Source organism: Arcicella sp. (assembly GCF_964672035.1).
Genome location: NZ_CBABQS010000104.1, coordinates 1 through 12,708, shown reverse-complemented (window position 1 = coordinate 12,708; position 12,708 = coordinate 1). Strand labels below are relative to the sequence as shown.

The window sequence follows — 12,708 nt, the reverse complement described above, 5'->3', positions numbered from 1 at the left end:
TGTAAAGTTCAGAGAATCACCTCAATAGCCGATTTTATTTCGTCTCGTTACGGTAAAAGTGCTACGCTTGGGGTATTAGTTACGGTGGTATGTATCGCAGGGATTTTGCCTTATATTGCCATTCAGTTAAAGGCGATTTCCAGTAGTTTTTTGATTGTTGCACGCTCTTCTGACGAGTATAAGGGTAATGATTTATTTTGGAAAGATTTGCCTTTTTACATTGCCGTAGCCTTATCGGTTTTTACCATTATTTTCGGAACTCGCAAGATTGATTCCACCGAACGTCACGAAGGAATGGTCACGGCCATTGCGGCAGAGTCTATCATTAAATTAGTGGCTTTTCTGACCACAGGAGTTTTCGTAACCTACATCGTTTTTGATGGATTTGGGGATATTTTTCAGAAAGCATCTTTAGTTCCAGACCTTCGCAAAGCCTTCGTTTTTAATAATGATGGAGACTTTTCGAGTTGGTTTTGGCATATTTTTCTTTCTATGGCGGCAGTAATGTTTCTGCCCCGTCAATTTCAAGTGGCTGTTGTGGAAAATGTCAATGAAAAACATCTCAATAAAGCCATGTGGTTGTTCCCTTTGTATATGTTATTGATAAATATTTTTGTGATTCCAACGGCATTGGCAGGCGAATTATTATTTGCTAATCAAAGCGTTAATCCAGACAGTTACGTATTGGCAATTCCTTTAAAATTTAATCAAAAAATCTTAACGCTATTGACTTATATTGGTGGATTTTCAGCCGCCACCAGTATGATTATTGTTGAAACAATTGCCCTTAGTGTGATGATTTCTAATAATTTAGTGATGCCAATTGTACTAAAAAGTAAAAAATTGCAAGAAACATTTAAGGGAAGTTTGAGCAATCTGGTAAACAACATTAGAAGAACATCCATCGTGATGATTATTCTTTTAGCGTACTTATATTACAAAACCATTGCCGAACATTATTCCTTAGTTTCCATCGGAATGGTTTCATTTACTGCCGTAGCACAGTTCACGCCCGCAATTATTGGGGGAATTTTTTGGAAAACGGGCAACAGAAAAGGAGCATTAACGGGTTTGATGGTAGGTTCACTGATTTGGTTTTATACATTGGTGCTACCGTCGTTGGTTGGGGCGGGCTATTTCCCCCAGTCAATTGTGGATAATGGCTTGTGGGGAATTGAGATTTTAAAGCCTTTTTCTCTTTTTGGATTGAAAGGAATGGATAATATTTCTCATGGGTTATTCTGGAGTTTGTTGTTCAACTTAGGGTGTTATTTATATTTTTCATTAACCCGAAAGGCTTCCTCCATCGAACATAATCAGGCAGTTATTTTTGTTGATATTTTTGAATATTCTGGTCAAATCGAAAACTCTTCAATTTGGCGTGGAACGGCGTATGTACCTGATATTCAGTTGCTTTTAAGTAATTTTTTCGGAGAAAGACGTTCAGAAAAAGTCTTGAGATTATTTGCTCAAAAAAATAAAATCAACCTCAATAGCGATAAAGCCGACCCTCGATTAGTCACCTATACCGAAAAATTGCTGGCAGGAGTTGTGGGAACGGCATCGGCTCGCATTATGATTTCTTCTATCTCGAAAGAAGAAAAAATTTCTACCGAAGAAGTAATTAGTATTCTAAAATCATCGCAAGAATTATTATCCGCCAACAAGAGCTTACGGAAAAAATCATTTGAATTAGAAAAGGCAACCTCTGAGTTAAAAGATGCCAACGAAATTTTACAACGTACTGATAAATTAAAAGACGATTTTTTAACCACCGTGGCGCATGAAATCCGTACGCCACTCACTTCCATTAGGGCTTTGTCCGAAATTGTGTTTGATAATCCCGATATGGAAATTGAAGAAAGAGAGCATTTTTTGGGAACCGTCGTAAAAGAATCTGACCGATTGAGCAGATTGATTAATCAGGTGTTGGATTTAGAAAAATATGAATCAGGAAAACAAAAACTGAATATCGAGGAAGTTGATATTCAAGAAATCATAAAAGATTCGGTCAATACTTTATACCAACAAGCCAAAGAAAAAAGCATCAAAATTGTATTCATGCCCGACCGTTTTGCGCCAAGATTTGAGGCTGATAAAGACAAATTAATTCAAGTGGTGGTAAATCTTTTATCCAATGCCATCAAATTTTGCCAACCCGAAATAGGAGAAATTACCATCGCTACGCATTATGTAGAAGGATGTATTTATACAAGCATACAAGATAATGGCGTAGGAATTGATAAGAAATTTCAACGATTAATTTTCGATAAATTTTTCCAAGCTGAAGACCAAACCGTGAAAAAACCAAGAGGAAGCGGTTTAGGACTGGCAATTTCTAAGAAAATAATCGAACTTCACAACGGACAAATTTGGCTGGAAAGCATGGTTGGAAGAGGTTCTAAATTTACATTTATGATTTCAGTGGTGTGATTTCGGTGAACGGCAAACGGTTCACGGTGAACGGGAAAAAGACTATGCGTTTAGTGTACCTTTTGCCGTGAACCGTTCACCCTTTACCGCTCACCGTTTACCAATAAAAAATATGAAAGAATTAATAAAAGTTTTAATCGTAGATGACGAGCCGAGTATCTTGATGTCCTTAGAATTTCTGATGAAAAAAGAAGGCTATCAAGTATTTATTGCCCGTGACGGCTCTGAGGCCATGGATATAATCGAAAAAGAAGTACCTTCCATCATTCTTCTGGACATTATGATGCCCAATGTTGATGGCTATGAAGTATGTCATTCGGTCAAAAATAGCCTTCGTTTTGAACATATCAAAGTCATTTTTATAAGTGCCAAAAATAAGGAAGTTGACATGGAGAAAGGCTATGCGGTTGGGGCAGATTTATACGTAACGAAGCCCTTTTCAACCAGAACATTAGTGGCAAAAGTGAATGCTTTGGCAATCAATGTAGTGACAGGAAGTACAAAAATGGAATGATGATTTTATGGCTTACAAGATAACAAAACAAAATGAAATATCAAGAAAAGTATAACCACAGTATCACCAATAAAGAGCAGTTTTGGGCGGAACAAGCCGATAAAATTACTTGGTTTAAAAAGCCAAAAACCATTCTTTCACAAGATGAACATGGCTTTCATCGTTGGTTTGCAGGCGGCAAACTCAATACCGCCTATTTAGCCCTCGATTATCACGTAGAAAATGGTCGTGGAGAACAAAATGCTTTAATTTATGATTCACCCGCAACTAAGGCTGTTAAAAAATACACGTTTAGAGAACTCCGTGACGAAGTAGCAAAATTGGCGGGAGGACTGAAAAGTTTGGGCGTTAAAAAAGGCGATACCGTCGTAATTTATATGCCAATGGTTCCCGAAGCGGCAATGGCAATGTTGGCATGTGCCAGATTAGGAGCCATTCATTCGGTGGTTTTTGGTGGTTTTGCGCCCAGTGAATTAGCCATCAGGATTGACGATGCCAAGCCCAAAGTGATTATTTCGGCTTCATGCGGGATTGAGTTTGACAAGATTATTCCCTACAAACCACTTTTGGATGATGCCATCGAGAAGGCAGAATTTAAGCCCAAACATACCGTAATTTTACAACGTCCACAAGCAAGAGCAATGATGATTGAAGGACGTGATATTGATTTTATTGAACTTCAAACTCATGCAGAACCCGCTGATTGTGTTGAAGTTGATGCCACAGACCCGCTTTATATTCTCTATACTTCTGGTACAACGGGCAAACCCAAAGGAATTGTTCGAGATAATGGTGGGCACGCCGTGGCGATGCACTATTCAATGGAAGATATCTATAATGTGAAACCTGGGGATGTATTTTGGGCGGCCTCGGATGTAGGTTGGGTGGTTGGACATTCTTACATTATTTATGCCCCTTTGATTTATGGTTGTACCACAATTTTCTTTGAAGGAAAACCCATCCGAACGCCCGACGCAGGTACATTTTGGCGAGTAATTGAAGAGCATAAAGTCAATTGTTTTTTCACCGCTCCAACCGCTTTTAGAGCTATCCGAAAAGAAGACCCCGAGGCCGAATTAATGAAAAAATATGACCTCAGTTCGTTGAAAAGCATTTTTGTAGCTGGCGAACGTTGCGACCCGCCTACTTTGGAATGGTTGCAGCATATTTCAAAATTGCCCGTGATTGACCATTGGTGGCAAACAGAATCGGGTTGGGGAATGGTGTCAAATATGATGGGCGTTGAGGAATTTCCTGTAAAAATGGGTTCGGCAACCAAGCCTGTTTGTGGTTTTGAATTAAAGATTTTGAACGAAGCGGGCGAAGAAGTGAAAGCCAACGAAGAAGGTTTTATTTGCGTAAAATTACCGATGGCACCGGGTAGTTTACCAACACTTTGGAACGATAATGAACGATTTAAAGAGTCATACTTGAATACTTTTGAAGGTTACTACCTCACGGGCGATGGTGGATATATAGATGAAGAAGGTTATGTATATGTGATGGGGCGAGTAGATGACGTAATTAATGTGGCAGGGCATCGACTTTCAACGGGTTTGATGGAAGAAATTATTGCCTCACATCCAGCCGTAGCGGAGTGTGCAGTCGTGGGTATTGCGGATGAATTGCGTGGACAAAGACCCGTTGGTTTTGTGATATTAAAAGACGGTCAGACGATTGATGAAGCAAGCCTTGAAAATGAAACAATTTCACTCATACGTGATAAAATAGGCGCTGTTGCCTTCTATCGAAATACTGTTTTAGTAAAACGTTTACCCAAAACTCGTTCTGGAAAAATCCTAAGAAAAGTAATTAGGCAGTTGGCAGATGGTGAAAAATTTACTGTTCCATCCACGATTGACGATCCTTTAATTTTGGAAGAAATTAAGCAATATTTACGAATAAGAAAGATTGGAAATATTGTTTGAATAAACGATAGTAATTTAGCATGAAAGGCTATAGTATTTTAGCGGAATACTTTCAAGTAAGGATAGATTGGACTTTTTTGTTTGTAATTTTACAAGAGAAATTTGAAAGATATTGAGATTTAGGTGTTTAGAGATTTGAAATAACAATTTCAGAAAACCACGTTCGACATTCTTCTAAATTTGATTGTCCAGAAGTCTGATAATTCGTTGTTTTGTTAAATATTGTATCATGCTAAGGCCCTAAAAGTATCTCCGAAACGTTCAAAATTTTTGCTGATAAGCATTTCAAATTCTTCATCAGTAGTTTGATTTTGCTCTTCTCTACTCTGAATCTTATTGAGATTTTTTAGAAAAGAGTTAAGAAATTCTAATTCTTTATCAGAGAAATGATTTTGGTTGTTAATAAAGATTGAGATAAGAGCCTTTTCAAGAATTAATGATTCTTCATTAATCGATTCAAGAAGAGCTTCTTTAACCATACTTTTATTTATTATCGCTGTCATACTATTAATTATTTTATACAAAACGTTTTATTACATTTATTTTGTTCAATTTAAAAAATTAATGTCAAATAAAAAATTTTCATTAACATTACAATTTGCTTTGCCTTTAGGTAAATAAACAGATAATCAAAACCAACAGTACCATAAAAATGATCTCACAAATAACCTCAATCGAGCAATACCAAGAAGTTTATAATCAATCAGTTACTGACCCCGAAGGATTTTGGGCGGAAGTGGCGCAGAATTTTCAATGGCGTAAACCTTGGAAAAAAACCTTAGAATGGGACTTCGCTACGGCAAATACGAAATGGTTTGTCGGTGGTAAAATGAATATTACCGAAAATGCGCTCGACCGTCACCTCGCAACTCGAGGCGACCAAGCCGCTATTATTTGGGAATCTAACGACCCAGAAGAAGAATCTATTACTTTGACATACAAGATATTACATCAAAAAGTGTGTCAATTTGCCAACGTCTTGAAAAAGCACGGAGCCAAAAAAGGCGATAGAATTTGTATCTATATGCCGATGATTCCTGAGTTGGCAATTGCCGTGTTGGCTTGTGCCAGAATCGGGGCAATTCACTCGGTGGTTTTTGGTGGTTTCTCAGCTCAATCCATTGCCGACCGTATCAACGATGCGCAATGTAATATCGTCATTACGTCCGATGGTTCTTTCAGAGGAAACAAAGAAATAGCCTTAAAATCAACCGTTGATGATGCTTTGGTGCAATGTCCATCGGTTCAAAAAGTGATTGTCTCTACCCGTACCCGCACGCCAGTTTCTATGTTGAAAGGACGTGATGTGTGGTGGGAAAATGAAGTAAAAACGGTATCATCCGACTGTCCAGCCGAAGAAATGGATGCGGAAGATATGCTTTTTATTCTTTATACTTCTGGTTCAACGGGCAAGCCCAAAGGTGTGGTGCATACTTGCGGTGGCTACATGGTTTATGCCACTTATACTTTTGCCAATGTGTTCCAATATCAACCTGGTCAAGTGCATTTTTGTACGGCGGATATTGGTTGGATAACGGGACATTCATACATCGTTTATGGACCACTTTGTCAGGGGGCAACTACCTTGATATTTGAAGGAATTCCAACTTATCCAGACGCTGGACGTTTCTGGGATGTCATTGATAAACACAAAGTTGATATACTTTATACTGCCCCAACTGCCATTCGTTCTTTGATGAGTTTTGGTAATCAATTCGTTGATAATAAAGACCTTAGCTCTTTGAAAACCTTAGGTTCGGTTGGTGAACCTATTAACGAAGAAGCATGGCATTGGTACGATGAACATATCGGGAAAGGTAAATGTCCGATTGTGGATACATGGTGGCAAACCGAAACGGGCGGTATTATGATTTCGCCAATTGCGGGTGTTACCAAGACCAAACCAGCTTACGCAACCTTGCCATTGCCAGGAGTTCAACCGATTTTGGTGGATGAAGCTGGCAATGAGATTTTGGGCAATGGTGTCTCGGGAAATCTTTGTATTAAATTCCCGTGGCCCGGCATTATTCGTACTACTTACGGCGACCACGAACGTTGTATTCAAACCTATTTTTCAACCTATAAAAACCTGTATTTCACGGGTGACGGTTGTATGCGTGATGAAGATGGTTATTACAGAATTACGGGTAGAGTTGATGATGTCATGAACGTTTCAGGGCATAGAATTGGAACCGCTGAGGTTGAAAATGCCATTAATATGCACTTGGGCGTAATTGAATCCGCTGTGGTGGGTTATCCGCATGACATCAAAGGGCAAGGAATTTATGCTTACGTGATTTGTGATTCGCAAATGGAAGACAAAGATTTGATTCGTAAGGATATCCTTGCAACCGTAACTCGTTTGATTGGACCCATTGCAAAACCTGATAAAATTCAGTTTGTGAGTGGTTTACCAAAAACCCGTTCTGGCAAAATTATGCGTAGAATTTTAAGAAAAGTTGCCGAGGGCGAAACCTCAAATATTGGTGATACCTCAACTTTGCTCGACTCGAATGTGGTGGAGGAAATTATTGGTGGGGCTTTGTAGGATTTGATGGTACTCAGATAAGGAGGATGCTTCGCAACGCAGATTTACGCAGATTTTTATGCTGTTTGAATCTGCGTTTTTTTGTGGCGTAAAATTCAATTTAATGTTAAGCTATTTTTCTTTACATTTACGTCAACAACATAATCATCCTAAAACAATGACAACTTTCACTACTTCCTTAGATAAATTCAATAAAATTACGACCATTTTTGTGTCTACTATTTTACTGATGGTATTAATGCTGGTCTTTTTCTTAACACCTGCCGATGGACAAGATGTTGCCAAATCTGTCTCTATAATCCCAATAATTGCTTTTATCGCTGTTTATCTTTTACGTCCCAATAATTATTCCGTTTCTGCAGATAAATTATTGATTCACCGCATGATAAACAATATTGAAATTGATAGGAATAATATCCAATCCGTACAAGAAATTGATGAATCAAAAGTGAAAAATAGCCTTCGGACATTCGGTGTGGGCAGTTTCTTTGGGAGTTTTGGTAAATTTTGGAACGCTACTTTAGGCAACATGACCTGGTATGTAACTCGTAAAAACAACTTTGTTTTAGTGGAAACAAAAGACCAAAGAAAGATTATTCTCACGCCCGATAAACCCGAAGAATTTGTGGAGAGTTTTCAATGAAAATCACTTTGAACATCTACCCTTTATCAGTAGTTTTGTAGGAAATCATCAACTAAAAAAATGACCTATCAAAATTCCCTCCAATACGCCCAACAACTCGACCAAGAAGACCCATTAAAGGAATTCAAAAATCTCTTTCATCTACCCGTACACGAGGAGAAACAACAAATTTATTTGTGTGGAAATTCTCTTGGCTTACAACCTAAATCCGTTCGGCAATACCTTGACAATGAGTTAGATAAATGGCAGAATTTAGGCGTGGAAGGTTGGTTTGAAGGCGAAGATAATTGGATAAATTACCTCCAACATCTCAAAGAACCGTTGGCAAAAATAGTAGGAGGCAAGCCTTCGGAAGTTACGGTGATGAATAATCTGACCGTTAATTTGCATTTGATGATGGTTTCGTTTTACCAACCTACGCCCCAACGCTACAAGATTTTGACCGAAGGCGGCGCATTCCCATCCGACCAATACGCCCTTGAAACGCACTTGAAATTCAGAGGAATTAATCCTGATGATGCCTTGATTGAAGTCTTCCCGAGAGACGGTGAGTTTACCCTTAGAACGGAAGATATTTTACAGAAAATTGAGGAAAACAAAGATACGCTCGCACTGGTGATGATGGGCGGAATTAATTACTACTCTGGTCAAGTTTTTGACATGAAAACGATTACCCAAAAAGCCCAATCCGTTGGGGCAAAAGTTGGCTTTGATTTGGCTCATTGTGTGGGAAATATTGCTTTAGATCTGCACGATTGGAACGTTGATTTTGCCGTCTGGTGTTCCTATAAATATTTAAATTCTGGCATGGGTGGCGTTTCGGGTATTTTTGTTCATGAAAGACATCATCAGTCTGATTTACAACGACTTGCGGGTTGGTGGGGTTATGAACAAACAACTCGTTTTAAGATGCAAAAAGGCTTCGTACCCATGCAAGGGGCGGACGGTTGGCAACTCAGTACGCCCACGATTTTGGCGATGGCGTGTCATCGGGTAGCGTTGGAGATTACGGACAAAGCGGGTATTGAAAATCTCAGAAAAAAGAGCATAAAATTGACTAAATATTTGCGGTTTATTTTCGAAGAATTTAATCAAAAAAATGGTAATATCTTGAACATTATTACTCCTAATAATTCCGAAGAATCAGGTTGCCAATTATCCATTTTAGTGGAAAAAAATGGGAAAGAATTATTCGATAAACTCATCAAAAACCGCATCATTGGCGACTGGCGAGAGCCTAACGTTATTCGACTTTCTCCCGTGCCTTTGTATAATACTTTTGAGGATATTTTTTTGGTTGGCGAGGCATTTTATTGGAATTGAATATTTTTAATCTTCAAGTACTTAATATTCAAGTGTCTGACTATTAAGTACTTGAAGATTGATAATAGAAGATTGTTTTAAATGCTTTCTTTCTCTTCTCTTGGCCCTCTCATGTGAATCACCAATCCATTCAAGAAATTACGCAAAATTTGGTCACCGCATTTTTTAAAATTGGGATGGTCTTCGGCTCTAAAAATATCGCCTAATTCACCTTTGGTAACCGTGAATCCTACCAGTTTTGTTATTTCAATAATATCATCATTGCGAAGACTTAAAGCTACTCTGAGTTTTTTGAAAATATCGTTATTTGACATATTTTTTTGATTTTGAAAACAATGGGAATTGGACTAAACTTTCTTCAAAAACTCTGTTTTCAAAACCATTACAGTCTTTTCAACTTTGCCTTCCACTTCGCCTTCATCGTCGGTTAAGCGAATGTTTTTTACAACCGTGCCTCTTTTAATCACTGATGAAGAACCTCTCACTTTCAAGTCTTTGATTAAGGTAACTGAATCGCCTTCGCTCAGTATATTTCCGTTGCTATCTTTAATATCCATACTATTATTTTTGATTTATCCTGCAAAATTACGGTTGTTCATGGAGAATACATACAAAAAGCCAAGAATTGACTTGGCTTTTTGTATGTATTCGTCTTAAATTAACTACCCTATTTGATGTTTTTCCCTTTCACGTATTTTTCTAACCACGCATTTTGTTCCCAAAGCATGTGCAAAATATTTTCTTTGGCAGCATATCCATGACTCTCGTAAGGCAATTGTACAAATCGAACCGTACCACCGTGTCCTTTAATGGCATTGTATAAACGCTCACTTTGAATTGGGAAAGTGCCCGGATTATTATCCGCTTCACCATGAATCATCAACAAAGGCGTTTTGATTTGATTGGCATAACTAAAAGGACTCATTTTGAAATATAAGTCGGGTACTTGCCAATAAGTACGCTCTTCGTTTTGAAATCCAAAAGGAGTCAAAGAACGGTTATACGCACCACTACGGGCAATTCCAGCCTTAAATAACTTGCAATGTGCCAAAAGGTTAGCCGTCATAAAAGCCCCGTAACTATGTCCGCCAACGGCAACTCTGGTACTATCTCCAACGCCCAAATCAGCAATTTTTTTGATAGCAGCTTCCGCATTCCAAACCAATTGTTCGATGAAATTATCATTTGGTTGTTTATCACCTTCGCCCACAATCGGGAATTCTGTGTTATCCATTACGGCATATCCTTGCGTTGCCCAGAAAATTGGCGAACCCCAACTTACCCGCACAAAAGTATATTTACTGCCTCTGATTTGAGCAGCATCATTACTACTTTTAAATTCACGTGGATACGCCCACATAATCACGGGTAAAACGCCATCTTTTTCTTTCGAATATCCTTTCGGCAAATATAAATCAGCGGCTAAATCAACGCCATCTTTACGTTTGTAGGTAATTTTTTCTTTTGTAATTCCTCTCAACTCAGGTTGTGGGTCGGGAAAATTCGTTAATTGTTTTGCTGTATTTCCTCCATTGTATAAATAATAATTAGGTGCTTCATTTTGCCCTTGACGGCTGGTTACAAAACTCAATTTATCAAAGTCCAAAATACTCGTAACCACTTCATAATAAGGTTCTTGACATCTCCAAAGCGTTTTGGTTTCTTTAGTATCTAAATTAAAAGAATTCAAAAATGGCAAATCTCCTTTGGGTGAAGAACCCGCTCCACGCATCAAAACTGTACGGTTTGCCAATACTTTTATACTATTTTTTCCATATTTGTTGGCAGTGCTGATAGGAATTCCTGGGTCATTATAAGCATCGTCTGTACTACGGTCAATCAGGTTTTTAACTTCCTTTTTAGCCATATCAAACTTGCTCAATTTTTGCTGATGTTTTACCCTCGAATATTCAGAAAAAAGTAATTCATTTTCAGTTAGAGACGAGATATTTCCCATTCTCATGGGTGTTTTCATGAGTTCCGTTGGCGTGGCTGTGAACGGTGCCGCTTGCATATACGCAACGTCATGAAATTCAACTTTCTTTTTAATTAATCCACTATCCAAAGGTTCAATCCAAGTAACGGTATTTGGCAAAGTATTCACCCAAGAATGCCCTCTCGGTGCGTTCAAAATATTATCATAACCTGATGGAGCAAGTTCTCTACTGGGTAATTTAGCAATTTCTTTTACGAATTTTCCGTCCAAATCCGTGATGATTACGGTTGAATTAAAGCCATTTACTGGTACTAAATAACTGAAAGGTTTGTCAATTCTTTCTACCAAAAAGTATTTTTTATCGGGCGAAATATCGGCTGAACTATAAATCTGTGGGGTGCCAATTTTTGTCTCAATGCCATTCGTGTTTTTCACTAATTGAGAAGTGGTATAAAACTCAAAAAGCTGCTCATCGTAAGGCGATTTAATCAAATCTTGGTAGGTGGCACTGGCAGCAACCTTCCCCATATTTTGTTGCACCGTTGGTCCTTTGGGAGCCAACGTTCTTTTAGGAGCATTATTGGCAGAATTCACCGTGGCATGATACAAAACGCTATTATTATCCAACCAAGACAACTCGTTGATGACAATATTCAAAGGCGTTTTATTGGTTTTTGTGGCTTTTTTTGTCTTTAAATCAATTACGTACAAATCAATACTATCCGCATTGGTTTGCGTAAAAGCAATTTTATCATCGTTTGGACTCCATTGAAAATTACCCGCTTTTAAATTTGTTGGTAAACCCAAAATTGGAAAATCTTGACCAGTTTTGATTTCTTTTACGGATAAACCAATCGCATTAGTCGTGCGACTTGGCGAGAAATTATTGGGATTAATTCGCAATCCCGCAATCCGTAATTCTGGTTGAGCCAATTCCTCGACTGTTGGCATGGCACTGCGTTCAGTAATTAACATCCAATCACCTTTATCGTTAATACTAACGCCTGGTGAAGGTTTTGCCATGGCTAAATTCAGAATGGCGGCTGGAGGAGTTTTGTATTCAATTGCATCTTGTGCGTTGATTTGAAAACAAAAAAGTGAGGCAATAAAAAGGAAAGTATGTTTCATGTTTTGTATGTTTGATGAATAGCTACAAAAATACAGGTATTTATAAATTTTCCTTCTTTCTGGAGAAATTTATTGTTTCAAAATCAATCCAGTGATGCGATTCAAAAATGAATTGAATCTTATTTCTTTTTATACGTTTCCTCATAAACATTTATCCAATCTTGCACGCTCATTTTATTGGCCAATTGCCCAATTAATTCGTAAGGAATCTGGTCAATTTTCTTCAAGCGAATACACCCTACACCCATATCTAAT

The 12,708-nt window shown here is 38.1% G+C and carries 10 protein-coding genes; 6 read left to right on the top strand and 4 right to left on the bottom strand.

What is annotated here, in order from left to right; all coding sequences use genetic code 11:
* From AC1W31_RS18855 to AC1W31_RS18845, 3 genes are all read left to right on the top strand, one after another.
* Positions 1-2,433: ATP-binding protein (locus AC1W31_RS18855; protein ID WP_481736043.1), on the top strand; the 2,433-nt coding region annotated here is incomplete at its 5' end.
* Between the two features lie 112 nt (positions 2,434-2,545).
* Complete coding sequence (locus AC1W31_RS18850) at positions 2,546-2,947, top strand: response regulator transcription factor (RefSeq protein ID WP_481736042.1); 402 nt, start codon at positions 2,546-2,548, stop codon at positions 2,945-2,947.
* A gap of 32 nt (positions 2,948-2,979) precedes the next feature.
* The gene (locus tag AC1W31_RS18845) at positions 2,980-4,875 is read left to right on the top strand and encodes a propionyl-CoA synthetase (RefSeq protein ID WP_481736041.1); all 1,896 of its coding nucleotides are present in this window, start codon (positions 2,980-2,982) and stop codon (positions 4,873-4,875) included.
* A 227-nt stretch (positions 4,876-5,102) separates the two neighbouring features.
* Here the strand turns inward: AC1W31_RS18845 and AC1W31_RS18840 are convergent, their stop codons facing one another.
* Entirely contained in the window at positions 5,103-5,378 is a 276-nt protein-coding gene (locus AC1W31_RS18840) for a hypothetical protein (RefSeq protein WP_481736040.1), read from the bottom strand.
* A 125-nt stretch (positions 5,379-5,503) separates the two neighbouring features.
* On the opposite strand from AC1W31_RS18840, the gene acs reads away from it, so the two are divergent.
* The 3 genes from acs to kynU all read left to right on the top strand — a co-directional run bounded on the left by acs (position 5,504) and on the right by kynU (position 9,389).
* Positions 5,504-7,423, top strand: a complete 1,920-nt coding sequence (gene acs / locus AC1W31_RS18835; protein ID WP_481736044.1) for an acetate--CoA ligase — start codon at positions 5,504-5,506, stop codon at positions 7,421-7,423.
* Positions 7,424-7,580: 157 nt separating this feature from the next.
* Positions 7,581-8,066 carry a PH domain-containing protein gene (locus AC1W31_RS18830; protein ID WP_481736039.1) on the top strand — a complete coding sequence of 162 codons (486 nt, stop codon included), beginning with the start codon at positions 7,581-7,583 and terminating at the stop codon, positions 8,064-8,066.
* A 60-nt stretch (positions 8,067-8,126) separates the two neighbouring features.
* Complete coding sequence (gene kynU, locus AC1W31_RS18825; RefSeq protein WP_481736038.1) at positions 8,127-9,389, top strand: kynureninase; 1,263 nt, start codon at positions 8,127-8,129, stop codon at positions 9,387-9,389.
* 77 nt (positions 9,390-9,466) lie between these two features.
* Here the strand turns inward: kynU and AC1W31_RS18820 are convergent, their stop codons facing one another.
* The 3 genes from AC1W31_RS18820 to AC1W31_RS18810 all read right to left on the bottom strand — a co-directional run bounded on the left by AC1W31_RS18820 (position 9,467) and on the right by AC1W31_RS18810 (position 12,453).
* On the bottom strand, positions 9,467-9,703 hold the full coding sequence (locus tag AC1W31_RS18820; protein ID WP_481736037.1) for a DUF1456 family protein: 237 nt from the start codon (positions 9,701-9,703) through the stop codon (positions 9,467-9,469).
* A 33-nt stretch (positions 9,704-9,736) separates the two neighbouring features.
* Positions 9,737-9,946 (bottom strand): alkylphosphonate utilization protein, encoded by a 210-nt coding sequence (locus AC1W31_RS18815; protein WP_481736036.1) that lies wholly within the window; start codon positions 9,944-9,946, stop codon positions 9,737-9,739.
* A gap of 110 nt (positions 9,947-10,056) precedes the next feature.
* Positions 10,057-12,453: an alpha/beta hydrolase family protein gene (locus tag AC1W31_RS18810; RefSeq protein ID WP_481736035.1), complete on the bottom strand. Its 2,397-nt coding sequence runs from the start codon at positions 12,451-12,453 to the stop codon at positions 10,057-10,059.
* Positions 12,454-12,708: the final 255 nt, after the last annotated feature.